This window comes from Aquirufa sp. OSTEICH-129A (assembly GCF_054558355.1).
Genome location: NZ_JBPXKC010000001.1, coordinates 86,002 through 111,192 on the forward strand (window position 1 = coordinate 86,002; position 25,191 = coordinate 111,192).

Consider the following 25,191-nt stretch of genomic DNA (forward strand, 5'->3'; position numbering starts at 1 on the left):
TGAAATAGCTGTCCTAGGGTATCAGGACAGCTATTTTTTTCTCTTTTTTCTATGAAAACGTTTTCATTTTACAGCCAAGTTCTTTTTTTAAGCCTTTGTTTTTCAGGCCCAATCATTGGAGCTTCTCATATTCCGGATTTTAAAAAAGTGATATTAAGTACAACTTTTCTATCAGAAGGAGTTTGTGTAGGTGATGTAAATCATGATGGAAAAAAGGATGTCATGGCAGGTGCTTATTGGTTTGAAGCACCCAAGTGGACGAAGCATACCATCAGCGATGATGATATTCGTTATGATAAATCATTAAAAGTTTTCCCAAAAGACCACGTGTTTAAAGTGGACGAAGGATACAGTAATTCATTTTTAAATTTTGCCCAAGATGTTAACCACGACGGCTGGGTTGATTTGATTAAAGTGGGATTGCCAGGTGAAGCAGTTTTTTGGTTTGAAAATCCCAAAAACAAAGCTGAACTATGGAAAAAACATTTTTTATATGCCTCCATTGGAAATGAATCTCCGCTTTTTGAAGATGTCAATGGGGATGGATTGAAAGATATTATTGGCAACGATTCTAAGTCCAAGCAAATGGTTTGGTTGCAAGCACCTAACACTAAAAAAGATACAATTTGGAAAGCACACGTGATTTCCTCTAATCCTAGTCTTGGAACTCATAAATATACCCATGGTTTAGGTCATGGTGATATGAATGGTGATGGCAGAAAAGACATTGTTTTCAAAGAAGGCTGGTGGGAATGTCCCAAGGATGTAATGACCAATGAATGGACCTACCATCCTTTGTCTTTAAGTTTTGATAGTGCACATATCATGGTGCTCGATATAGATGGTGATGGATTGGTGGATTTACTCAATTCTTCAGCACATGATTATGGTATTTGGTGGCATCGTAGAACCGCCACTGGAGTGGAAACCCAAGTAATTCAAAAAGATTTATCTCAAACCCATGCCATGGCTATGGCGGATTTGAATGGAGATAAGCAACCCGACTTTGTGGTGGGTAAACGATTTATGGCGCATAATGGCAAAGATCCAGGTGAATTTGAGAAAGCCTTGTTGCGTTGGTATGAATTTAAACCAGGAAAAAATCCTAGCTGGATTAGTCATGACATTGATGAAGATTCTGGGGCAGGTATTCATATAGTCATAGAAGATATGAATCAAGATGGTTTAAAGGATATTGTTATTTCGAATAAAAAAGGCGTCTTTGTTTTTTATCATTATTCAAAGAAAAAGGCCTAAAAGCATATAAAACATTATATAAATGCAGAAATTTTCACTAATTTTTACCTATAATCTATATTACCTATGAAAAAACAATTATTGTACCTAGGCCTTGTGGGGCTGATGATTCCCTTTTTTGCGTTTCGCAGTCCCTTGGCAGGCCAGCAGGACAAGCCTAAGGAAAAAGGATTCAAAAAAATCTTTGATGGAAAGAGCTTAAAAGGATGGGAGGGTGATCCTGCTTATTGGCGTGTGGAGAATGGATCTATTGTAGGAGAAATAACCCCTGCTACCGTTTTGAAAAGAAACCATTTCTTAATTTGGAGAGGTGGACAGCCAGCTGATTTTGAATTCAAAGCTGATGTTAAAATTACTAAAGCAGGAAATACTGGTGTGAATTATCGTTCTGAGGAATTATTACCTGATTTACCATTTGCATTAAAAGGGTATCAAGCTGACATCGATGGTAGTAACCGATATACCGGTCAAAATTATGAAGAGCGTGCTCGTACTACCCTGGCTTATCGTGGTGAGATTTCAGTGATTAATGAGCAAAAAGACCCAGAATTAAAGAATAATTTACGCACATTTGCCCAGAGAAATAACTGGACTGCTCGTCAAGTAAAAGGTTCATTAGGTAATTCGGATTCATTAAAGGTTAACATTAAATCAGAAGATTGGAATGAATTACATATCGTAGCCAAAGGGAATCACTTATTACACTACATCAATGGTGTTTTGATGAGTGATGTTACCGACTTAGATCAAATAAATGGTAAAGCTTCTGGTTGGTTAGGTATGCAAGTACACGTAGGTCCACCGATGAAAGTGGAATACAAAAATATTCGATTGAAAACTCTTAAATAAAAATCTATTAAATACATGAAAATGAGACCTCTAGTTAAACTTGGAATGGTGTTTGCAGCCGTGATTGCTTTAGGCAGTTTTGGCTACAATTCGCTCCACAAAGTACAGCCCGCTCTAGCAGAAGGGGCTAATCCTAAAACGGATAAAATTCGTTTACAACCCGGATTTAAAGTAGAACATTTATTTAGCCCATCGGATGCCAAAATGGGTTCATGGGTGGCTATGTGTTTTGATGATAAGGGTAGAATGATTGCTTCTGACCAATATGGTGGATTGTTTCGTTTAACGATTCCTGCTATTGGTTCAAAAGACAATACTCCTAAAATTGAAAAATTGAAATTTGGTAAAGGAGCAGATACATTAGGAATCGGTAATGCACATGGATTATTGTATGCGTTCAATAGCCTTTACGTAATGGTTAATGCGCGTGTCGCTCCGGTGAATCCTCCAGCAGCTCAAGCAGGTAGAAATCCTAATTTCGCGCCTAGTTATGCTCCACGTGGTAGTGGATTGTATCGTATCCAAGATTTAGATGGAGATGATCATTTTGATAAAATCACTTTGATGAAAGAATTCAAAGGTGAAGGTGAACATGGACCACACTCAATCATTTTATCTCCTGATAAAAAATCCATTTATTTAATCAATGGTAACCACACAGACGTACCTCCAATGGATGCGTATCGTTTGCCTAAAAACTGGCATGAAGATAATTTATTCCCTTTGATCAAGGATCCAAGAGGACATGCTAATGACCGTTATGCACCAGGTGGATATGTTGTTAATATTGATCCAGATGGTAAAAAATGGGAATTGGTTAGTGCGGGATACAGAAATGCATTTGACATCGCATTCAACGAAGTTGGCGACTTATTTGCTTATGATGCAGATATGGAGTGGGATTTCGGTTTACCTTGGTACCGTCCAACGCGTATTAACCACGTAACTTCGGGTTCTGAACACGGATGGAGAACGGGTAATAGCAAATGGTCTCCTTCTTTACCGGATAATTTACCTCCAGTATTGAATATCGGTCAAGGTTCTCCTACAAGTTTATTGTCATTGCGTGATGCTAAATTTCCTGCAAAATACAAGAAATCATTGTTGGCATTCGACTGGACTTTTGGTATTGCTCACTTAATTAAGTTAAAACCACAAGGTTCTTCTTACACGGCAGATCGTGAAGAGTTTTTATCAGGTATTCCACTTCCATTAACTGACGGTCAAGTGGGCCCAGATGGAGCCTTGTATTTCTTAATTGGTGGTCGTCGTTTGGAGTCTGATTTGTACCGTGTTTCTTATAATGGTCCTGAAGAGGCAAGTATGAAGCCAGTAGTTTCTCAAATTACTCCTTTAAACGAATTGCGTCGCAAATTAGAGGTATTCCACAATGGTCCAAATCCAGCAGCAGTGACTACTGTTTGGCCGTATTTAAATAATCCAGATCGTTTTGTTCGTTATGCAGCTCGTATAGCTCTTGAGCATAATCCAGCTGACTCTTGGAAGGAAAAAGCCTTGAATGAAAAAGATCCTGTAACTGCCATCAATGCATTGATTGGTTTGATCCGTATGGATAAGCCAGAAAATAAAAATGCGATTAATGCTGCATTGTTAAAGATTGACAATAAAGGTTTCAATGAGGCATTGCAGATCGATTATATCCGTGCTTTTGAGTTAAATATTTTAAGAAACGGTTTACCAGATGCTTCTCAATCAGCCGCTATTGTAGCTAAGTTTGATGCCATGTATCCAGCTAAACAAATGAACTTAACTCGTTCATTAAGCCGTATTTTGATTACTTTGGAAGCGCCAGGTATCATTCCTCGTACTTTGAAATTAATGGAGACAAAGGATACTGCTTCCGTAGCAGCTTACCGTGCGGAAACAGCTACATCTTCGGCTGACTTAATCATGCGTAACCCTCAGTATGGAACGGATATTGCTCGAATGTTGGAAAAAATTCCACCAGCTCAGCAGACTTATTTAGCTACTATGTTAAGTGCGGCTAAAAACAATTGGACTCCAGAATTACATGATCGTTATTTTGCTTGGTTCCGTAAGGGATTTGAGTATCAAGGTGGACGTAGTTATGTAGGTTTCATTGATCGTGCTCGTAAATTGGCTTTGAAAAATGTAGCTGAATCGCAACGTGCTAAATATGACAAATTATCTGGAGCTGATTTATTAACAGCTAATGGTAATGATTTAGTGAAAGTAAATGCTCCGAAAGGTCCAGGTAAAAACTGGAAAGTAGAGGATGCTGTAGCTATTTTGGATGCACCATTAACTAACCGTGATTTCCAAAATGGAAAGTCGATGTTTGCAGCTACAACTTGTAGAAACTGTCATGCCGTAGGTTCTGATGGTGGTGGAAATGTTGGTCCAGACTTAACTAATTTAGGAACTCGTTTTTCTAAGAAGGATATTTTGGAAGCAATCATTGAACCTAATAAAACAGTTTCTGATCAGTATGCTGCTTCTCAATTGATGTTGAGAAATGGAACTTCCGTAGTGGGTCGTATTACTAACCAAGATAAGGTTGCTTTCTACGTGTCACAAAATCCATATGCTCCAGATCAGGTTGAAAAAGTATTGAAGAAAAATGTAACTTCTGTGAAATACTCAGGTGTTTCTCCTATGTTAGCAGGTTTAATCAATAGTTTAAATGCAGAAGAATTGAAAGATTTGATGGCATATTTAATGTCAGGTGGTAGTGAGAGCAATGCTATGTTTGCCAAACCAGCTGCGAAATAATTGAAGAGAAAAAGATGACGTATCCTTGGAAAGATAAAATATCCAATCACAAGCAACTCGGAGGCATTGAAACCTCCACTTTAGATAATGGAGCTGGTAGAGGCGTTCGAATTGCTTGGATGGATACGGGAGCGGGATTTCGCTACAAAATAGTTCTAGATCGCGGCATGGATATTGCCGAGGCCTTTTACCAAGAGAAAAGTTTAGCATGGATTTCCCATGCAGGTATTACCAGTCCACAGCCCCTGTCAGACCAGGGGCTGCACTGGTTACGTACTTTTGGAGGAGGACTACTTACGACCTGCGGTTTAGACCATGTGGGAGGACCCGAGCAAGATGAGTATGGCAGTCGGGGTATCCATGGAAAAATCAGTAATCAAATCGCTGAAATTACGTCCATCGTACAGCCTGATATTCACTCAGGTCAGTTAGACATGAGTATTTCAGGTATTATTCGTCAACATGTCATTTTTGGTCCATGTTTGACTTTGAAAAGAACTATTTCCGGTCGACTTGGTGAAGCATTTTTAAAGATTGAAGATGAAATCATTAATGAAGGCAATATGGACGCCCCATTGATGTTATTATATCACTTTAATTTTGGTTGGCCACTAGTAGATCAAGGAACAAAGATTGTAGCGGAAGGAACTTGGAAATATCGTTTTGAGGGAACTCAAGATGCTTTGATTTTCAAGGAAGGAAATGATTATAAAACTTGTCCAGCACCCTTGGATATCCATTTGGGTGGGGGAGAAGAAGTTGCCTTTATCGATGCAGCCACAGATGCCCAGCATCAAGTAGCTTGCGGACTTTACAATGAAAAGCTAGGACTAGGAGTCAAGATGTCGTACGACAAAAGGACATTGCCTAGTTTAACCAATTGGCAGCATTGGGGAAAGGATGAATATGTCACCGGGATAGAACCTGGAACGAACCCTCCCATAGGCCAAAAAGCAGCTAGGGAAGAAGGCTCTTTAGTTTTTTTAGCCCCTAGAGCCAGTAAGCGTTTTTCTGTGACTTTAGAAGTCTTAGATCAACAAAAACAAGCAGAGAAATTAACTAATTTTATACAATAAAAGATTGCCTATTCTTATGAAAAACAAAGCAGAAAAAGCCCTGGAGCAAGGAAAGGGCATATTGCGTTTAGCGCCAACTTGGGTACCCAGATCATTTTGTGTTCCAGGTCGTCGTATTAAATTGCATCCAGATGATTATTATGTACTCGGTGGAGTACGAGGAGGAATTGATGAGCGTTGGTTATCATCTACTACCCCTGCTAAAAATGGTCCATTAACCGGAGAAAACGAAGGTCTAAGTGCTGTAGTTTATTCTGAAGGTGGCAAGGAAGAACAAATCCTATTAAAGGATGTCATTGAAGAATTAGGCGGCCAAATTATCGGTGATCGTCTTTGGAATGAATATAAGTCTTGGCCTATGTATTCCAAGTTTTTTGATAACATGGGTCCTTTACCTCACCACATTCACCACAATGACGAGCATGCGGCTAAGATTGGACAATTAGGTAAGCCAGAAGCATATTATTTTCCTCCACAATTGAATAACCATGGAGGTGATTTTCCTTATACGTTCTTTGGTATTGCACCGGGAACCACCAAAGAGCAAATCAAAGAATGTTTACAGAACTTTACCAAGGGTGATAATAAAATCACCATGTTCTCTCAAGCTTTCCCATTAATTCCGGGAACAGGTTGGGATGTGCCTCCAGGCATGTTACATGCTCCAGGTAGCCTTTGTACTTATGAGCCTCAGAAAGCTTCTGACGTGTTTGCCATGTACCAATCTTTGGTTAATGAGGCAATCATTCCAGAGGAATTATTGTGGAATGGTACTCCAAAAGAAGAAATCGGTAATTATGACCAATTGATGGAAGTTATTGACTGGGACTTAAATACCAATCCTAATTTATTGGAAACTCGTTTTATGGCTCCAATTCCTGTAAAGGATGAGGCTGAAATGGCTAAAGAAGGGTATTCTGAGAAATGGGTTTGCTACCGTTCAGAGGCATTCTCTGCCAAAGAATTAACTATATTCCCTGGTCAAACTGTTACCATCAAAGATGCCGCTGCTTATGGCTTAATCATGATGCAAGGTCATGGTAAAATGGGTGTTTGGAATATTGAAACTCCAGCCATGATTCGTTACGGCCAATTAACCAATGATGAGTTCTTTGTGACTGAGAAAGCGGCTCAAGAAGGCGTTGTCATCACAAACCATTCTTCTACTGATCCTATTGTGATGTTGAAGCACTTTGGTCCAAACAATCCTGATTTAAAATTATAATTGATATAAACCATTTGAACAAATGACACAAATAAATAATTATCCAAAATTGCATAATGCCACTTGGCCTGGCATCGTGGGTAAGGGTCCAGATTCCGAGCCAGTTATTTCTTTAGATCAAATGCTTGAAATGACTGCGGCTGCAGAAGTGGATGGCGTAAAATTTGATGGGGTGGATGTGGGTTTATTTGATCCGCATTTTGATATTAATTCGGGTAAGGAAGGCGCAAAACGCCTTGCCGATAAAGTAGCAGCTCATGGTTTAGAAATTGGTAGTTTGGTTGCTCCTATTTGGGGTGGACCTGCTATTGGCTCTAAGGCAGATCAAGACACTTTTGTTGACATGGTCAAAAAATCATGTGAAATCGGTCAAACTTTACGCGAAATGGGTATTCGTCCTAACGGTATTGTTCGTATTGATTCTGCCAGTGGTGTGTCTGATTGGGCCAAAGATCCAGTAGGTAATTCCAAGAAAATTGTAGAAACCTTTCAAAGGGCTTGTGATGTGGCAGCTGATTACGGCGAGCGTTTAGCTGCTGAAGGTGAAATTTGCTGGGGTGGTATGCACTCTTGGCGTCACATGGTAGCTACTTTGGAAGCCGTAGATCGTAAAAACATCGGTTTCCAAGCGGATATGTCACATACGTTGTTGTATACCATGGGTTATAATTCTCCGGAGGATCGTATCTTACCAGAAGGTTACGACTGGTCTGATCGTGAAGTGTTGAAAGATGCTTTACGCCAATTAACAGCGGCGCTTCGTCCTTGGACCATCGACTTCCATGTGGCTCAAAATGACGGAACCGTTCATGGAACAGGTAGTCACGATAAAACTGGTAGACACTGCCAAGCTACAGATCCTAATGGAAAATTAGTGGTGGCTGAAGATGCTGGATTTTGGTTACGTGATGAAAAAGGTGAATTGACTAAAGCATTCAAGCATATTTGTTGGGATGGTTGTATGTTCAGCAATGAAGTAATGTTACAACAAAAAACCTGGAACGACATTTTAGCTACCATGATTAAGGTACGCAATGCACATGGTTGGTCTTAAGATTTTGAAATATATTTGACAATGGAAAAGAAAAAATTAAGAATAGGATTGATCGGAACGGGCTTCATGGGAAGAACCCACTCCAATGGTTTTAACCGCATCACTAACTTTTTCCCTAATCTAGCTTATGAGCCTGTTATGCAAGCTGTTTGTTCTAGAAATGAGGAAAAAGTGAAGGCATTTGCTGAGCAATGGGGATATGCTTCCTACGAAACAGATTGGCGTAAATTAATTGCTCGTGATGATATCGATGCAGTAGATATTTGTACGCCTAACGATACTCACGCTGAAATCGCGATTGCGGCTGCGAAAGCTGGAAAAATGATTCTTTGTGAAAAACCTTTGTCGAGAACATTGGCTGAGGGTGAAGAAATGGTTAAGGAAATTGAAGCTTCAGGTGTCAAGAATACGGTTTGGTATAATTACCGCCGTCTTCCTGCTGTAACTTTGGCGAAACAAATCGTTGATTCAGGTAAATTAGGTCGTATTTTTCATTACCGTGCCAACTTCTTGCAGGATTGGACCATTAGTCCAGATTTACCTCAAGGGGGTGCCGGTACTTGGCGTTTAGACGTTGAGGCAGCTGGTTCTGGTGTTACGGGCGACTTGCTTGCACACTGTATTGATACTGCTTTATGGATCAATGGTGGAATCACAGATGTTTCTGCCATGACTGAAACGTTCATTAAAGAACGTGTTCACACAGATTCTGGACAAGTGCAAAAAGTTGGTATTGATGATGCTTGCTTGTTTCACTGCCACTTTGAAAATGGTTCTTTAGGCTTGTTTGAGTCTACGCGTTATGCTCGTGGACATAAGGCTTTATATACATTTGAAATCAATGGTGAGCATGCTTCTCTTCGTTGGGATTTACATGACCTGAACCGTTTAGAAATGTATGATCATGCGGATGATTCTATCGTGCGTGGTTGGAAGTCTATCTTGGTAACAGATGGTGATCAGCCTTACATGGATAAATGGTGGGTGCCAGGATTATCCATCGGTTATGAGCATAGCTTTGTGCATCAGGCAGCAGATTTCTTGAAATCATTGGAGACAGGCGAACCTTGTTCACCTACTTTCCGTGAGGCCTTACAAACTCAGAAAGTATGTGAAGCCGTGATTGATTCAGCGAAGCAAAAACAGTGGAAGGATACTCATGTAGAGTGGCCTTGTTAATTTATTAAATGGAATGTAGGGTGGAAGGAGAGAAACCAGTACTAGAGCTCAGTCATGTATCTATTGCTTATTCGGGAACTCCCATCTTACATTCCGTTGATTTATCCTTATATCCAGGAGAAATCCACGCCTTAGTGGGTGAAAATGGAGCCGGTAAATCTACTTTAATGAAGACTATTTTAGGAATCATCTCTCCCGATAAAGGGGAGGTGATTTTTTTTGGTCAAAAACGTCAGCAGCAAAGTTTGAAACAAATCATGGATAGCGGAATATCCATGATTCATCAAGAATTAATGTTGATACCAGAATTAAGTGTTGAAGAAAATATCTTTTTGGGAAGAGAAAATGAATTGGGATTCTGGCCTTGGGAAAGGAAGAAAAATGCCCGATTAAAAGCTTTGGAATTGTTGGCGGATTGCGATATCCCCATGGATCCAAGTGCCCTAGTTAAGAATTTATCGATTGCCGAACAACAACTCGTGGAGATCTTGAGGGCTATCTCTCAGCAAGCCAAATTGATCTTAATGGATGAACCCACTTCTTCCTTATCTGAAAAGGAAATAAGCTTGTTTCGGCGTCTAATTAATAAATTAAAAAATGAGGGAGTTAGTATTTTATTTACTTCCCACAAAATGGAGGAGATATTTGGCTTCTCCGATCGAATATCTGTTTTACGCGATGGTTATTTAATATCATCAAAATTAAGGGATGATAGTACTGAGCAAGAGGTAGTCCAACAAATGGTAGGCCGGGAAATGAATCAATTTTTCCCTCAGCGTGAGGTGCTAAGAGGAGATTTGTGTTTGCAGGTTAAAGGCTTGGGTATTCCAAATTTATTTCAAGATATTCATTTTGATTTACACCAAGGGGAAATCTTAGGTTTTGGGGGATTGGTGGGTGCCGGTAGGACGGACATCGGTAAAGCTTTAGCTGGACTACTCATTCCTCAAAGTGGAGAAATCATTTGGAAAGGTCAAGCCATCAAGTCCAAAAATCCTCAAGACGCCATGAAGCACGGAATTGGCTATGTCAGTGAGGATAGAAAGGAAATGGGATTTATTCCTGAGTTTTCGATTCAACAAAATATAAGCTTATCTTCTTTGTTGGATTTTCAGCGTTGGGGAGTGTTGAATCAAGCGAAAGAAAAAGAAATAGCCCAGGGGCATATAGCACGACTTAAAATCAAATCCAAGGGTCCAGAACAAGCGGTGATGAATTTAAGTGGTGGAAATCAACAAAAAGTGGTTTTTGGACGTGTTTTGCAACATGTCCCCGAGGTTTTAATATTGGATGAACCTACCCGAGGAATCGATGTGCAAGCCAAATTCGAAATTTATACCTTAATGGCTGAATTAAGTAAACAAGGTAAATCCATCATATTGATTTCTTCCGATTTGCCTGAATTGATGCACATGAGTGATCGGATTTTGGTTATATCCAAAGGAAAGCAAACCGCTACCTTACATAAAGAAGAGACTAGCCCAGCAGAGATTATGTCTTATGCTATGAAATAATATGCGTATGAATTTGAAAAAAATACTTTTTGGTAGTCAATCGGGAGGAATCTTTTTAGCCCTGATTTTAATGTGTGTTTTAATATCCACTTTGACACCACGTTTTTTAACCGATACCAATTTATTAGTCATTTTGAATCAAGTGTCCGTCAATGCCATTTTGGCCTTTGGTGTGACTTTTGTGATTATTTCAGGTGGAATAGACTTGTCCTTAGGGTCCATGTTGGCTGTGGCGGGTGTCGTGGCCGCATTATTTGCCAAATCAGAAGGTGGCAATGTTTATCTGTCCTTATTTATGGCCTTGGCAGTAGGGGCACTGATGGGTGCTTTGAATGGATTTACGGTCATCTTATCTAAAGTTCCGCCTTTCATCGTCACCTTAGGTACCATGACCATTGCTCGCGGAGCAGCTTTAATCATTTCATCGGGAAGGCCGGTTTCAGACTTATCGGAATCTTTTAACTTTCTGGGAAACGGAGACTTATTCGGCATTCCAATTCCCATCTTATTTTTAATAGGCACCTACCTTATTTGTCATTTCGTTTTGACACAAACGGTTTTTGGTCGCTACGTGACTGCCATTGGTGGAAATGAAACTGCAGCTTGGGTAGCAGGTATTCCTGTAGCTAAAGTAAAATGGTGGGTATATACTATTAGTGGCTTGTTTGCGGCTTTGGGTGGTATATTGTTATCTGCACGTATCAATACCGGGCAACCTAATGCGGGATTAGGATTTGAATTAGATGCTATTGCGGCCGTAATTATAGGGGGTACTAGTACGCGTGGAGGTAAAGGAAGTATGACAGGAACTCTTTTGGGGGTATTGTTCATTGGGGTAATTAATAATGGATTGGATTTATTAAATGTTTCAGCCTATTGGCAGCAAGTAGTCATGGGTGGAATCATTATATTAGCAGTTGTATTAGATAGTGTTTATCAAAAAATGAAACGTTAGCATGAAAATTAGTTTACGCATTTTATTTACTTGTTTAGTTATCTGCTTAGCCTGGGCCTGTGGAAATAAAGAAAGTGACGGTAAAAAGAAAATCGTCATAGGTGTTTCTATGTTAAGTCTTCAAAATGAGTTTATCCAAAAAGTGAGTGCCTCCTTGGAAAAACATGCCAAAGATGCCGATGTGGAATTGATTGTGGTGGATGCAGAACGCTCGGCTTTGAAACAAGTGGAACAAGTGGAGAATTTCATCAGTCAACAAGTAGATGCCATTATATTAAATCCTGCTGAATTTGAGGCAAGCTCTCCAGCTATTTTGCGAGCTAAAAAGGCGGGTATTCCCATCGTCAATGTTAATTCTTCTACCAAAGAAAAACCTGATGCATGGGTAGGTTCTGATGATGCAGAGTCCGCTAAAATGGCGATCGATTTTTTAGCCAAAAAATTAAATGGTAAAGGCAATATCGTGATTATTCAAGGCTATATGGGACAAGCAGCCCAAATAGATCGTGAACGTGGGGCGGTCGAAGCGTTAAAAGCATATCCCAACATCAAGTTGCTAGCCACTCAAACAGGAGAGTGGGATCGGGCTAAGTCCATGTCCTTGATGGAAAATTGGATTCAATCCTATGGAGATCAAATTCAAGGCGTATTTGCCCACAATGATGAAATGGGCCTAGGTGCTTTGCAGGCATTATTGGATGCGAAAAAGAAATCACAAGTTGTGGTGGTGAGTGTGGATGGAATCGGTGATGCAATCAAGGCTGTTGATGCAGGAACATTAGATGCTACAATCTTGCAAAATGCAGAGCAACAAGGGGCCCAAGCGATTGCCATGGCCTTGGATTTAATTAGTAAAAAGCCGATTAAAGACACTCAGGTCTTGATTCCGTTTCAAGTTAAAACTAAATAGATTTCAGCTTTTTAATCAACCTTCTCCATGAAAAAGTTCCTCTTTTTTTGTTTGATAAGCACCACGATTATGGCACAGCAAAAACCATTTGTAGCAAATTATGATGAAAGCAAAGTAGGTCCTATTACCTTGCCTGACCCATTATTGATTGGTTCTAAAAAAATAAGCAGTAAAGAAGATTGGGAGAATAATAGAGCCCAATGGTTGACCTTATTTGCTGATTACATGTATGGCCAAATGCCTAAAAAGTCAGTTAAGCAGACCAATAAGCTGATATCTCAAAAGGAAATTTTAGGTGGAAAAGCCATTCAGTCGATTTGGAAAATGGATTTTGCAGGAAAAGTTCAAGCTACCGTGGTGGTGATTTTGCCTAAGTCAAATAAGCCTGTTCCTGTATTTATGGGATTGAATTTCTGCGGAAATCAAACGATTGGTTCCGACGAAGGTATTCCGGTTTTTGACAAATATGTGGTTTGTAATAATGATCCTAAATTCATTAATAATATTTCTCAAGCCTCATCTCGAGGTGAATGGGCCAGTAGATGGCAAATTGAAAAAGTAGTAGATGCCGGATTCGGGACAATTACTGCTGCCTGTGGGGATTTTGAAGAAGATTTTGCTCAAGGGTATAAAAACGGACTTAGAACCCATTTGGCTGCTGAACTAGGCTTGAAAACAGAGGACTGGACAGCCATTGGTGCCTGGGCATGGGGATTAAGCAGGATGTTGGACTTAGCTCAAAGTATCCCACAAATAAATGCGAAAAAAGTTTTGTTACATGGACATTCGCGACTAGGTAAGGCTGCTTTATGGGCAGGTGCCAATGACCGTCGATTCGCTGCTATTATATCCAATGAATCTGGTGAGGGTGGTGCAGCAATCAGTAGACGAATTTATGGTGAAACCATTTGGCGAATCACGAACAGTTTCCCACATTGGTTTATCCCTAAATTTGCTAGCTATGCTGATCGCGAAAATGAATTGCCCTTTGACCAGCATATTTTGTTGAGTTTGATGGCTCCTCGTCCTGTATATGTAGCCTCTGCCTTTGGCGATCAATGGTCTGACCCGAAAGGGGAGTTTTTAGGCGCCAAAGAAATGGAAAAAGTTTATGCTTTATATGGGAAAAAAGGTTTGGGAAATATTGATATGCCTGGCCTAAATCAACCTGTCGGCAAGCTAATTCGTTATCATATTCGAGATGGTAAACATGATATCAATGCATATGATTGGGAGCAATATATCAAGTTTGGGATGGAGGAAATAGGAGTTAGGGATTAGTGTTTAGTGATTAGGGTTTAGGGATTAGTGTTTAGTGATAAGTGTTTTGTTGTTTTGAAATATAGATTCATTTTCTTTTTGCTTTTAGTGCCTGCTTTGGCTTTTTCTCAACAAGCAAAGGTGAAGAAGGCTTTGCCAGAAAAAAAGAATTCCCATTTACCTTATGCCTGTATTTTTGAGGATGGGGCATACCCTGCTACCGTCATTCAAAGGAATTCAATAAGCAAGGATTCTACTTTTTTTGCTCGAATTCCGGTTGAGATAGAAGGTTGTTTAGTCTTAGCAATTCGCTTTCCTAAAGGCTCTAAATTTCTTCAAGATACCCTACAAATCAATGACATAGATGATTTAGGGAATTCCATCATTCAAGGGAAAAATGGAAATTACTATGTCATTCAGGCCAAGTATGAGCCCCTGTAAAGGTGAAATGACTATTGGTTAATTGACATCTCTCCTTTTGGCTGGTATTGGAATTGTGCCCGAATATTCCTTCGTCTTTCTGTCACCATTTCCCTTTTTTACCATTAATTTTATAGTAATTTAAAACGCCTATGACTGTTCAACAAGTAGATGTAGCCATTAATGTTTATGGAAAACCTTATCAAACGGCTGTTAGTATTTGGTCTTTGATGAAAAATTCAGGACAGCATATTCAACACATTTATCTCACCTTAGAAAAAAGTCAGCCCGAAGGTTTTGATGAAGACTTATTGCGCTCACTATTGGAAGGTCTACCCATCATTTATTTCAAACCCAAATTTTTCTTTGGTTGGTGGGAAGGAAGGCGAAAAGGCTTACTCAATCAGTTGCTGCTTTATTTTAAAGATTATCGATATTCCATTCGAAGCCAATTTCCTTGGGAAAATAGTAAATCGAATTGGTTATTTATAATGCATAACGATATGCTTTTTAATGGTGATTTAATTGGGCACTATTTAAGTAAAATTGGAGATGCCGTAGGAATCGGTCAGGTTGGTCAATGCTGGAATTGTCCAGCCTTTGGAGAAAATTGTGACGGAGATCGGTATTGGGACTATCGTCCAACCATGTCTGAATTGAAAGAATTATACCAGTCTAAACCAGACGGAAGGGCGGTCAATCATGGTTTGGTCGAAGACGGAAAAATGAGCTGGCCTCTTCCAGAATGTAGATTAAATGAACATGCTGCTTTAATCAATTTGAAGATGGCACGTCCATTAACTAGTCCTAAAGGTTCCGTGCCTCCAATAGGTTTAAAGAATAGCTTGGATAATGGTATTCCTTGGTTTCAAGGTATGACCTTAAAAGGCTATAAAATGGTCAATGAATCGTATTTGCCCTTTGCTAAACATGCTTGGACCAATGATACCGATTGTGGACATGCGTCTTTATTTGATAAAAATATGTATGATCGAGAGGAGGAAATGGCTAAGTATGAATTGGCCAAATGGAAAGATTAACTTAATGGATCTATGAAAACTATGAAAAATGTATTTGTCTTATTGCTGTGTTGTTTTCATTTTTCTCTTTTGGCTCAAGAGGCAGATAAGAAAAAAGTTATACAACGCATCCAACAAAAGGAAGTTCAATATGGCCAAATGGCCAATCAAATCTGGAAATATGCTGAGGTAGGCTATAAGGAAAAACAGAGTTCGGCTTTGCTGCAAGAAGCATTAGGTAAGGCAGGTTTTAGCATTGAGCCTGGTGTAGCTGATATTCCTACAGCTTTCGTGGCAACTTTTGGACAAGGTAAACCCGTTATAGGTATCATGGGAGAATACGATGCCTTGCCTGGAATGTCACAAGATTCCATACCAACTAAACGCAGTTTAGGCGGTACTTCTGGTCATGCTTGTGGACATCATTTATTTGGTACAGGTTCTGTGGCGGCCGCTATAGCCGTGAAAGAGTGGATGCAGGAGACCGGTCAAAAAGGCACCATCAAGTTTTATGGTTGCCCAGCTGAGGAGGGTGGTTCAGGTAAGGTGTATATGGTGCGCGCTGGTTTATTTTCTCAAGCCGACGTGATGTTACATTGGCATCCCAACAACCAAAATGTGATTTCTATGAGTAATTCCTTAGCCAACAAAGCGGGGAAATTTCGATTTTATGGTTTATCCTCTCATGCAGCAGCAGCTCCTGAAATGGGAAGATCGGCGCTAGATGCTGTGGAAGCCATGAATTATATGGCCAATATGATGCGTGAACATATTCCTTCTTCCACGCGTATGCATTATGTGATCACCCAAGGAGGAAAAGCACCCAATATTGTTCCTGATTTTGCCGAAGTCTATTATTATGTTCGATCTCCAAATCGAGATATTGTGATGGATGTTTGGGACCGATTAGAAAATGCTGCGAAAGGGGCAGCCTTGGGTACGGGTACCAAATATGAAGCGGAGCTAATTGGTGGAGTATATGAAATGCTACCAAATGATCGATTGGCTACCTTGATGCATGCCAATCTTCAATGGGTAGGCGGATATACTATGACCCCTTCCGAAATAGCCTTTGCCAAACAAATCCAACAATCAGAGGGTATGAAAGTTGCTGATTTAAGCAGCACAAATCAAATTAAAGGTTTGCACGAGGGAGATAATTTAGCGACTGGTTCTACCGATGTGGCCGATGTAAGTTGGACTGTGCCTACCATTGGTTTGGGTACAGCTACCTGGGTACCCGGGACTAGTCCACATAGCTGGCAAGCAGTAGCGGCAGGTGGTACATCCATCGGTCGGAAAGGAATGATGATGGCGGCTAAAACCTTGGCATCCACCGCAGTAGATTTATTCAAACACCCTGAATGGATAAAAGAAGCTAAGGCTGAGTTCGATCAAAGACGAGGCCCCAACTTTGTCTATAAATCGCTTCTTGGAAATAGAGCACCTGCACTGAATTACCGCGATTAATCAATTCAGTGATGAAATATTGGGGGTTTTTTATTTGGGTATTTTTGATTGGGTTGACTTCTAATGCACAAACTACGCCTGCTTTGAAGTTGGAGACAGATGAATATTCTAGCTATATCATTCCTGATTTGTCCAATGGGATGATTTTATTGGAGGCCCATCAAGATGAATTTCAAAGCCTGATGAAACAATATGGCTATCAAATTTTTCAAAGAGGATACGAATTTGAATATTTATCACCGACGAGTCGGGTGAATCAAATGCGACTCATTAGAAAAGAAAAAAATCAAGTTTATTTTTTACTTTCTCCTACCAATATCAATCTTTTGAATCGTTTAGAACAAGCTATTTTGGCCTCGAATCCAAGTATTAGGAAAGATTCCGATGGAATGACTTGGTATACTTTTCGCATGCCCACTTCTGAGAAGAATCTTGATTGGCAGATAGGAATCAAAAAGGAAGCTGATAAGGAGGATCGGGTAGGTAGAACTTGGGATATTTGGTTCAGCACCATTATTTTTAGCCGTAAACCGTAATAAAACAAAAAAGCTCCCATTCAAAAAATAAGAGCTAATTGCATTCCTGTGTTCTATAATTGTTTTACTAACTTTCGTGGTTGGTATTTTGTTTTAATTTATTTTAATTTTTTAATAATGTATCAAATTTATACATTGTACTTGAAATAAAAAAAATATTTTTTATTTTTGAAAAAAATTATAATTTAATCATGAAAATATACCAGAGAAAAGGGGAGAGGAGTCGTGAAAATATAATTTTAGTCGCATCAGAAGTATTAAATACCTACGGTTCATCCATTACGATTGATGAAATAGCCCGATATACTGAAATCAGTAAGAGTAAAATCACCAATCACTTTTCTACGAAAGAGGCATTATTCATAGCCATTGCTGATCTGTATATTCATGAATTGCAACAGTATTTTGAAACCATTCAGTTTTCTAATTTTTTTAATTGGAAAGAGTATGTAGGTATATTGTCAGATATCATGGACATCCAATTTAAATACCGTAACTCCATTATCTGTATTTGGACAGGTTCCTTTAAGGATGAGAATTTTATGCTTGAGCTGAAGCAATCATTTAAGCTTCGTAAAAAAAGTATGATTAGGCTTTTTGAAAAATTAGTTCAAGAGGGCTATCTGCATGATTCTTTCTTTGAAGAAAAAAACTTTGAGATTTTTTATCACCAACATGCTGTATTGGGTGTTCATTGGCTCAATACTTATTTATTATTTGACTACCAAAAAAGTTATCATGAAGTCAAACCTACGTATTTGGCAGGTACTATTGAGATTTATAAGCCTTATTTAACAGAGAAAGGCTTAGCTGAATTTGAAGCTCTTGATTTAAAATCATTTTTGTCGGAAAGGAAATCTTAAAAACAGGTTTATCTAAGTTAGGAAACTGCATCCACTCCTGAATTTTTTTGATAGCATAAAAAAGCTCCCATTCAATGAATAGGAGCTTTTCGTATCCCTGTGTTCTATAATTAATTTTTTTTATTTTGCGGTTACGTATTTTGTATATTAATCTAAATGATTTGTTCTCAACGATTAATGAATCAAAATTATACAATAGGATTTAAATAAAAAAATATTATTTTATTTTTAGTGAAAAATTTATATTTATACTTTATAAAGTCATGTATTTTACAATAAAATAATTCTTTAGGCTATTATCAGCCTTGCCACAATCCTATTTTGAAAAAGATTAATAGCAATCCATACCAATAGGAGCCCCATCTGGGATCACAGGGCTAGCGTGTGCTTTCCAATCCGCAGGATGAATTAAAGCATCTTGAATATATTGCTGCATGTACATAGCAAATGGATTTGATGTAGCTTTTTTACTGAAATATTGCTGCCATTTTTTAAGACCCGCCTGAAGCTCCATTTTCGCTAATGCTGAGAGGCTAGGTGCTTGCCAGGTATTTAATAGCGCTTCACAAATTTTAAAGTTAATGGTTTCTTGGGCTGCCATTAAATAGGGTTCAGACCATGATTTCTCGATAGTATGCTGACTGATGATTTGCAAAAGTTCGTTTAATCCTAAATTTTGGACATCTATCGCATGATTTTGTTGGATTCTCGAAATCCTATCTGGATGAAATAAAAAATCCAAAGTAAATTCGGCGGCTGTTTCAACGGCCCCTAGGGCATCAAACGTTAGGCCAGTCTTACTTTTAAATGATTCCCTGGTCCTAGGAAATCCGAATGCCCTTGGTGGAAATAAGCTTAGTTTTTCTTTGGGTATGGCTATTTCATTGGCTTGTAATGTCCTCATTAATTGCTGAAGCGCCTCTAGCTGTAAGGCTTTACTGGCCGGTTTTAATACTAACTCTTTTCCTCCTTTGATGGCATAATTATATTCATAGCCCCCAATCATTTTACTAACTGCTTCGGTTTGATAGCGATGCATGAAATACAATGGGACAAACATATCTTCTAATTTGGAATAGCTTTCACCCTCCCGCATGTTGTCAATAGAAAATTGTTTAATCGCTTGATTTCTAATGCCTAAAATACGTTGCAATTCATCTACTACTGTGGTGCCATTATCCCATAAATGGGCATAAATATGGGCACCTCCTGGATTTCGGGCATCAAAATCAGTTATAAACCTTAAGCCTTTTTCGTAGGCTTTATCTAATATTTTGGGTAATTCCGCATCTGTATGCTGGCCGTAAGCATAATCCACTGATACTTTATCCCATTCTCCTATATTACGATCATAGGCCTTACTTAAATCGATTTCTCTACCTATAAAGGCCACTTGGGGATGCGGATAATCCATGACACTCGAATTTGCTCGGGCACTAGCAGCATAATTATGCGCAAAGCCTAGAGTATGCCCTATTTCATGGGCGGATAACTGACGAATCCTCGCTAAAGCCATGTCTAACATGGCCTTGTTATTTTGATTGCTTTTAGCATAAGGCGAATTCATGAGGGATTGTGCAATCATAAAATCCTGTCGAATGCGTAAACTACCCAAACTTACATGTCCTTTGATGATTTCGCCAGTTCTTGGATCTGAAATACTAGCCCCATAACTCCAACCTCGGGTTGAACGATGTACCCATTGTATCACGTGGTACCTAACGTCCATAGGATCAGCATCATCAGGAAGCATTTTTACTTGAAAAGCATCTTTAAAGCCAATGGCCTCAAAGGCTTGATTCCACCAGCGACCACCTTCTAAAAGCGCTGAACGGATTGGTTCAGGTGTACCATTGTCCAAATAATATATAATAGGCTTAACGGCCTCGCTGACAGCTAATTCAGGGTTTTTCTTGACTAATCGGTGACGAGTTATCCATTTTTTTTCAATAGATTCTGTCACCGGACTAGCATAATCCATAAAACTAATGGCATTAGAACCTGACCTCGGATCATACATTCGTGGTTGATATTGATTGTCGGGCAATTCGATGAATGAATGATGCTCCACCACAGTCACATAATCTGGATTGGGTGCAACCGAACGAATTTCAGCTCCCGTTCCGTTTCCGGAAAAGGTAAGTCTAGCTTCAAATTCCGAATTTTTAGGAAAAGATTTAGTTCTCTCTAGTAATAAGGAGCTTCTCGATTTGTCTAATTGATAGCTTCCTTGTTTGGCTCTTGTCAAGGTTTTTAATACCCCATGGGCATCTTGCAATAAAAAATCTGTAGCATCGATGAGGTAATTTCCGTTTTCTTGCCCTTCTATTTTAAACCCAAATAGGACAGATTTGGCAAAGGCTTGTTGGACCGACATTTTTTCTAAGGCATTGTTGGTGTTTGCCCTGTATTGATAATTGGGTTGAATGAGAAATATTTTATTTCCCTGTTTCTCAAAAAATACCACTTGTTCATTCCCTAATTGACCTCTATCCAAACCTAAGTCATTGTTTCCTACCCCTTGGCTTAAAGAATAGACGTATAAAAACTCTTGATTGAGTTTATCTACCGACAAATAGATTTTGTCTGAATTTTCATCGTAATAAAAATTAAAAAAACCCGAATAAGCTTTCATGGACTTTAATTTGTCCATGATTTGAGCTTGAATGGAAAAACTAATGAGTAAGAGAATAATAAGCGGACGAAGTTTATTCATTTGGATGAATTTTTAGAAAGCCATTCTTTTAGGTATCTCCAGAATGTGCAGGTTTGATATGAAGTTTCCATGGAATTTGATGCAATATCTAAAATTCATAGGAAAAATCACTTGACATTCATGGCATGATCCTCATTTTTACAAAATCCATTGAATATATCAATGAGCAGTTACCTTTTTTTCCTCCAATTCAGAGAAGAGGTTTAGTCCACAACCCAGTATTAAATAGCTAATATGTGCGGTAACCAACAGTGAATGGTATCCATCGCTAGGACTAGGGCCAAAAAGTTGGTAGGGTGCTAAGATCAAATAAATCGACAATCCTACCATAAAAAGGATCATCGTGAATAAACCCATTCGGTATTTTTTAAGGGTGCTGCTTGCCCAAGGGGCCTTGGCTACGCCTTCCGTAGCATAAAATACAATCCAAATTAGTACTAAGCTGATCATCAATGATTTAAGTAGTCTGTTATTCATGGTATTTTCTTTTTGTTTTGATACCCAAATTTCAGACCATAAGTCGCCAAATCTTGGCGGTTTACAATCAAATTGATATATTTACCTATAAATAGTTGAATAAAATTCATGACTTATTCCATTTCCCCCCAATCACTAACCCCCAATCACTAACCCCCAATCACTAACCCCCAATCACTAACCCCCAATCACTAACCCCTAATCACTAATCCCTAATCCCTAACCCCTAACCCCTAACCAATCCCTAATCCCTAAACCCTAATCCCTAAATATCCCCATGCTTCCTCCATCAGACCGACTAAAAGAAATCAACAATTTATTTTTAAGAAAGGCTTTTCAGGTGAATTACCTTCAGGTGAATCAGTATTTGCTTGATCAATATGATGTGAGCAATTATTCTGAACGAAGTTTTAGTCGAGATATAAGCAGCTTAAAAGAATTATTGAAAGAGCGTTATCCCAGTTTGGAAGAAGAGCTAGGGGAATTGATTCGATTTTCTCGTTCGCAGGCGTGTTTTTATTATGTTCGACAAGACATTTCGGCTTTTCCTTCCTTTTCTGAAAAGGAATTGAATCAATTGGCCTCCGTGATTGATTTAAATCAACATTTGTTTACTGACGGAGCAGGACAGGGGATAGTCAACAAGTTGAGGGCTATCACCTTAGAAAATAATTTGACGAATTATCATGAAATCAATTCTTGGCCGAGTATTCAGTTGATTAAAGACGGAGAGAGGTCGGGTTCAGATAAAATTAAAGTGATATTAGAGGCCATTGCTGCCAAAGAGGCCTTGGCATTTTCCTATCAATCTTTGTCGCAAAGTTCCCGACCTAAACCTTATCAAGGAATACCTTTAATGATCAAAGAGTATAATAATGGTTGGTATACCGGGTGGTATGTGTTGATGCAAGAGGTTAATTCAACAGAGAAAATCGTGAAAACGAGTATCAATACCTTGCGCTTATTTGCTTTGGACCGTATGGATGAGTTAAAAAGTTTATCGCAAAAGTTTACCCTACGATATGCCCCCGATTTTTATCCTCCTGATTATTTCAAGAATATGCTAGGGATTTTACGGAATAATCTGATTTATCCAGACTTAAAGCCTGAATTAGTACAAGTCCGGTTATTGAAATCTAGCTGGATTATCGATTATTTAAGTCAATACCCGCTTCATGCCAGCCAGATCATAGAACCCATGAAAGAAGATCCTAGCATATTGATTATTTCATGGAATATCGAAATCAACTTGGAGTTGGAGAGTTTTATTTTAAGCTATTCCCAAGAAATAACTGTGATTGCTCCCGATAAGCTTCGTAAGCGAATGAAGGAAAATTTGCAAAGGGCGCTGTTGGGGTATTAGTGGTGTAATCTGCAAAATAGAGGTCTTTGAAATAATCCTATTTTCAAAACGAACAATATGAAGATGAAACTAATTTACTTCTTTTACCTACGATGATAACAAAAAAGCCCAATAATTCTGTTGAGCTTTAATGAGCCTCCTATCGGGACGACGCGGAATGCAATTCCAATGACCTACTGATTACAAACAAAAAAGCCCAACATTTCTGTTGAGCTTTAATGAGCCTCCTATCGGGATCGAACCAATGACCTACTGATTACAAGTCAGTTGCTCTACCAGCTGAGCTAAGGAGGCTTGAATTGGGTATGCAAAAGTAAGCATCTAGGCTTAAATTGGCAAGTGTTGCCCAAAAAAACTTATATTTTTTTTAATCTTTTTTCAGTTTTTCCAATTCCTTTTGAGCCTGCGCAATCTTCTTTTCTACCTCGGCACGCAATTTATCCGCCCCTTTTGATTTAGCGAAAAACTCTAAGTTATTGGTTAACACAGCAATATCATTTTCCAATGCCTGGATCTTCTTTCGGCTATCTCCCGAATGACTTTTCCGCTCATCCGAACCACCACTCGTTTCAGCTGGCAATGATTTAAGCTCAAATCCCCAAGCAGCTAATTGCTCCTTTGGTTGGGTTCTAGCCAAATCAATCACCGCATTCCAAGTATTGCGGAATTTTTCTTGTACCTCTTTGACATTTTTACGCGGAACAAAGCCTATCGCATCCCATGCTTCTTTCTTAGCCTTTAAATTGGCCAATAAACTTGGATCATTTAATATGGCTTCTAAATCAGCTAAAATAGCTTGCTTAGCCAACAAGTTTGCTTCAAATTCCTCATCTTGAGCACCTTTACCTTTGCTGCGCTTTAAATTGAAATAAGCATCACAAGCGGCCTTGAATTTGGTATATACCTGATCCTTTTGTTTCTCTGGTACATGGCCTATTTCTTTCCACTTCTTCTGCAAATCAATCACCTGCTGGGTAATCTCTTGGGTTTCTGTCTCAACCGCTACAATGCCTTCTACCTGCTCAATTAACAATAATTTGGCAGCTAAATTAGCTTTTCGTTCGGCATCAATCTTAGCAAAAAACTCACTTTTATGCTTGAAGAATAATTTCAGGTCCGACCAAAACTGATGGCTCACTTCCTTGCCACCCTCACGAGGTAATCCCCCTTTCAATTTAGCCCATTGATCCTGTAAGGCTAAGACCGCTTTACTGGCTTGATTCCATTCAGCAATACTGCCCGACTGGAAAGTAGCATGGTGGTGCATCAAATCGGCTAATTCTTTCTTAATCTTTAAATTTTCTTCATAAACGGCTTTTTGAGCTTCATTGACTTGTCTTTTCTGTTCAAATAAAACATCCAATGATTTTTTAACTCGCTGCCATAAGGCTTCATTTTCTTCTCGATGTGTCGGGCCAATATGCTTGTATTCCTCAAACAATTCCTCCGCATCCTTCATAAGCTTTTGTAAAGGTGCGTTTTGTTTGACCAGTTCAGCTAGACTTTCCAGCTTCACAGCAATGGTTTCCTTAGCTTGTAAGTTTTTCTTACGATCTAATTCCAACAACTCAAAGAATATACTTCTGTTACTATAAAAACGATCCACTAGGGCATGGTAACTCTGCCATAAGGTTTGATTCATGGGCCCTTGGACACTGCCTAAGGTTTTCCATTCATCTTGTATTTTTTTGAAAGCTTTAAAACTAGCATTGACGTGGGCTGGATCCGAATTGTCATCCGCATCTACCAAGGTGCGCAATTCATTGATCAAACGAGTTTTGCCTTCTAAGGCTTTTTCACGTACTTTTTCTAATTGTTGGAAAAAGTCTTGCTTGGCTTTTTTAATGCTGTGAATAGCCGAATCGATTTCTTGAGTTAGGTTGTCTCCTTTGTAGGTAAATCCTTCCTCAGAACCTTCATTGGCTGCTTTGAAACTATCTAATGCTGATTGACGCTCGGCTTGTTTGATGCTATCCCAAGATTCCTTAGCTTCTTTGATTAATTCATCTACTTTTTTATACACGGCTGGCCCCGCATGATGCTGTACCAAGTCTTTTAGTTTCCCAAAAAAGCGATGCAAATGCTCTTTTGAATGTCCGTCTTCCAATATGGGATATTCCACTGATTTATCATCTGTGTGGAAAATGGCTTCGGTAGGACTACTTAATTCAATCTCAGTACTGCTTTCAACTGCTTTTTCTGTTTCCTCCAAGGGGGCAACAGGGGTAGGGTTGACTGCTTCTGCAGAAATCTCTTCAGCTTTTGGGGTCTCTTCGGTCATCATACTCATCGTT

Annotated in this window: 20 protein-coding genes and 1 tRNA gene; 17 read left to right on the forward strand and 4 right to left on the reverse strand. The window is 39.1% G+C overall.

Annotation, left to right across the window (positions count from 1 at the left end; genetic code table 11):
- The first annotated feature begins 51 nt into the window (after positions 1-51).
- The 16 genes from SKC36_RS00405 to SKC36_RS00480 all read left to right on the forward strand — a co-directional run bounded on the left by SKC36_RS00405 (position 52) and on the right by SKC36_RS00480 (position 18,341).
- Positions 52-1,257 carry an FG-GAP repeat domain-containing protein gene (locus SKC36_RS00405; protein WP_459463917.1) on the forward strand — a complete coding sequence of 402 codons (1,206 nt, stop codon included), beginning with the start codon at positions 52-54 and terminating at the stop codon, positions 1,255-1,257.
- A gap of 105 nt (positions 1,258-1,362) precedes the next feature.
- Positions 1,363-2,106 (forward strand): 3-keto-disaccharide hydrolase, encoded by a 744-nt coding sequence (locus SKC36_RS00410; protein WP_459464724.1) that lies wholly within the window; start codon positions 1,363-1,365, stop codon positions 2,104-2,106.
- Between the two features lie 15 nt (positions 2,107-2,121).
- Positions 2,122-4,860, forward strand: a complete 2,739-nt coding sequence (locus SKC36_RS00415) for a c-type cytochrome (RefSeq protein WP_459463919.1) — start codon at positions 2,122-2,124, stop codon at positions 4,858-4,860.
- Positions 4,861-4,874: 14 nt separating this feature from the next.
- A complete protein-coding gene (locus SKC36_RS00420) occupies positions 4,875-5,936 on the forward strand; it encodes an aldose 1-epimerase family protein (RefSeq protein WP_459463921.1) in 1,062 nt (353 codons plus the stop codon).
- 16 nt (positions 5,937-5,952) lie between these two features.
- Positions 5,953-7,161, forward strand: coding sequence for a class I mannose-6-phosphate isomerase (locus SKC36_RS00425; RefSeq protein ID WP_459463923.1), 1,209 nt, complete (start codon positions 5,953-5,955; stop codon positions 7,159-7,161).
- Positions 7,162-7,183: 22 nt separating this feature from the next.
- A complete protein-coding gene (locus SKC36_RS00430; protein WP_459463925.1) occupies positions 7,184-8,215 on the forward strand; it encodes a sugar phosphate isomerase/epimerase family protein in 1,032 nt (343 codons plus the stop codon).
- Positions 8,216-8,236: 21 nt separating this feature from the next.
- Entirely contained in the window at positions 8,237-9,394 is a 1,158-nt protein-coding gene (locus SKC36_RS00435) for a Gfo/Idh/MocA family protein (RefSeq protein WP_459463928.1), read from the forward strand.
- Between the two features lie 20 nt (positions 9,395-9,414).
- On the forward strand, positions 9,415-10,908 hold the full coding sequence (locus SKC36_RS00440) for a sugar ABC transporter ATP-binding protein (protein ID WP_459463930.1): 1,494 nt from the start codon (positions 9,415-9,417) through the stop codon (positions 10,906-10,908).
- Between the two features lie 7 nt (positions 10,909-10,915).
- On the forward strand, positions 10,916-11,863 hold the full coding sequence (locus SKC36_RS00445; RefSeq protein ID WP_459463932.1) for an ABC transporter permease: 948 nt from the start codon (positions 10,916-10,918) through the stop codon (positions 11,861-11,863).
- A 1-nt stretch (position 11,864) separates the two neighbouring features.
- Positions 11,865-12,773, forward strand: coding sequence for a substrate-binding domain-containing protein (locus SKC36_RS00450; RefSeq protein WP_459454857.1), 909 nt, complete (start codon positions 11,865-11,867; stop codon positions 12,771-12,773).
- Between the two features lie 27 nt (positions 12,774-12,800).
- Positions 12,801-14,054, forward strand: coding sequence for a glucuronyl esterase domain-containing protein (locus SKC36_RS00455; RefSeq protein WP_459454858.1), 1,254 nt, complete (start codon positions 12,801-12,803; stop codon positions 14,052-14,054).
- Between the two features lie 54 nt (positions 14,055-14,108).
- A complete protein-coding gene (locus SKC36_RS00460; RefSeq protein ID WP_459454859.1) occupies positions 14,109-14,474 on the forward strand; it encodes a hypothetical protein in 366 nt (121 codons plus the stop codon).
- 131 nt (positions 14,475-14,605) lie between these two features.
- Positions 14,606-15,493: a hypothetical protein gene (locus SKC36_RS00465; protein WP_459454860.1), complete on the forward strand. Its 888-nt coding sequence runs from the start codon at positions 14,606-14,608 to the stop codon at positions 15,491-15,493.
- Between the two features lie 21 nt (positions 15,494-15,514).
- Positions 15,515-16,942, forward strand: a complete 1,428-nt coding sequence (locus tag SKC36_RS00470) for an amidohydrolase (protein WP_459464726.1) — start codon at positions 15,515-15,517, stop codon at positions 16,940-16,942.
- An 11-nt stretch (positions 16,943-16,953) separates the two neighbouring features.
- The gene (locus SKC36_RS00475; RefSeq protein ID WP_459463934.1) at positions 16,954-17,478 is read left to right on the forward strand and encodes a hypothetical protein; all 525 of its coding nucleotides are present in this window, start codon (positions 16,954-16,956) and stop codon (positions 17,476-17,478) included.
- A 191-nt stretch (positions 17,479-17,669) separates the two neighbouring features.
- Positions 17,670-18,341: a TetR/AcrR family transcriptional regulator gene (locus SKC36_RS00480; RefSeq protein ID WP_459463936.1), complete on the forward strand. Its 672-nt coding sequence runs from the start codon at positions 17,670-17,672 to the stop codon at positions 18,339-18,341.
- A 331-nt stretch (positions 18,342-18,672) separates the two neighbouring features.
- On the opposite strand, the gene SKC36_RS00485 is transcribed toward SKC36_RS00480, so the two are convergent.
- Together SKC36_RS00485 and SKC36_RS00490 are read right to left on the reverse strand one after the other, a co-directional pair.
- Positions 18,673-21,057: a zinc-dependent metalloprotease gene (locus SKC36_RS00485; RefSeq protein WP_459463938.1), complete on the reverse strand. Its 2,385-nt coding sequence runs from the start codon at positions 21,055-21,057 to the stop codon at positions 18,673-18,675.
- A 159-nt stretch (positions 21,058-21,216) separates the two neighbouring features.
- A complete protein-coding gene (locus tag SKC36_RS00490) occupies positions 21,217-21,534 on the reverse strand; it encodes a hypothetical protein (RefSeq protein WP_459463940.1) in 318 nt (105 codons plus the stop codon).
- Positions 21,535-21,811: 277 nt separating this feature from the next.
- Here SKC36_RS00490 and SKC36_RS00495 point away from each other — a divergent pair, with 277 nt between their 5' ends.
- The gene (locus tag SKC36_RS00495) at positions 21,812-22,897 is read left to right on the forward strand and encodes a helix-turn-helix transcriptional regulator (protein ID WP_459463942.1); all 1,086 of its coding nucleotides are present in this window, start codon (positions 21,812-21,814) and stop codon (positions 22,895-22,897) included.
- Between the two features lie 221 nt (positions 22,898-23,118).
- On the opposite strand, the gene SKC36_RS00500 is transcribed toward SKC36_RS00495, so the two are convergent.
- Positions 23,119-23,191, reverse strand: a tRNA-Thr gene (locus SKC36_RS00500).
- Positions 23,192-23,264: 73 nt separating this feature from the next.
- A complete protein-coding gene (locus tag SKC36_RS00505; RefSeq protein WP_459463944.1) occupies positions 23,265-25,181 on the reverse strand; it encodes a DUF349 domain-containing protein in 1,917 nt (638 codons plus the stop codon).
- Between the last annotated feature and the right edge of the window lie 10 nt (positions 25,182-25,191).

Coding starts and splice junctions, on each gene's coding strand:
- SKC36_RS00405 (WP_459463917.1), top strand. CDS start 52: ATGAAAACGTTTTCATTTTACAGCCAAGTTCTTTTTTTAAGCCTTTGT.
- SKC36_RS00410 (WP_459464724.1), top strand. CDS start 1,363: ATGATTCCCTTTTTTGCGTTTCGCAGTCCCTTGGCAGGCCAGCAGGAC.
- SKC36_RS00415 (WP_459463919.1), top strand. CDS start 2,122: ATGAAAATGAGACCTCTAGTTAAACTTGGAATGGTGTTTGCAGCCGTG.
- SKC36_RS00420 (WP_459463921.1), top strand. CDS start 4,875: ATGACGTATCCTTGGAAAGATAAAATATCCAATCACAAGCAACTCGGA.
- SKC36_RS00425 (WP_459463923.1), top strand. CDS start 5,953: ATGAAAAACAAAGCAGAAAAAGCCCTGGAGCAAGGAAAGGGCATATTG.
- SKC36_RS00430 (WP_459463925.1), top strand. CDS start 7,184: ATGACACAAATAAATAATTATCCAAAATTGCATAATGCCACTTGGCCT.
- SKC36_RS00435 (WP_459463928.1), top strand. CDS start 8,237: ATGGAAAAGAAAAAATTAAGAATAGGATTGATCGGAACGGGCTTCATG.
- SKC36_RS00445 (WP_459463932.1), top strand. CDS start 10,916: ATGAATTTGAAAAAAATACTTTTTGGTAGTCAATCGGGAGGAATCTTT.
- SKC36_RS00450 (WP_459454857.1), top strand. CDS start 11,865: ATGAAAATTAGTTTACGCATTTTATTTACTTGTTTAGTTATCTGCTTA.
- SKC36_RS00455 (WP_459454858.1), top strand. CDS start 12,801: ATGAAAAAGTTCCTCTTTTTTTGTTTGATAAGCACCACGATTATGGCA.
- SKC36_RS00465 (WP_459454860.1), top strand. CDS start 14,606: ATGACTGTTCAACAAGTAGATGTAGCCATTAATGTTTATGGAAAACCT.
- SKC36_RS00470 (WP_459464726.1), top strand. CDS start 15,515: ATGAAAAATGTATTTGTCTTATTGCTGTGTTGTTTTCATTTTTCTCTT.
- SKC36_RS00475 (WP_459463934.1), top strand. CDS start 16,954: ATGAAATATTGGGGGTTTTTTATTTGGGTATTTTTGATTGGGTTGACT.
- SKC36_RS00480 (WP_459463936.1), top strand. CDS start 17,670: ATGAAAATATACCAGAGAAAAGGGGAGAGGAGTCGTGAAAATATAATT.
- SKC36_RS00485 (WP_459463938.1), bottom strand. CDS start 21,057: ATGAATAAACTTCGTCCGCTTATTATTCTCTTACTCATTAGTTTTTCC.
- SKC36_RS00490 (WP_459463940.1), bottom strand. CDS start 21,534: ATGAATAACAGACTACTTAAATCATTGATGATCAGCTTAGTACTAATT.
- SKC36_RS00495 (WP_459463942.1), top strand. CDS start 21,812: ATGCTTCCTCCATCAGACCGACTAAAAGAAATCAACAATTTATTTTTA.
- SKC36_RS00505 (WP_459463944.1), bottom strand. CDS start 25,181: ATGATGACCGAAGAGACCCCAAAAGCTGAAGAGATTTCTGCAGAAGCA.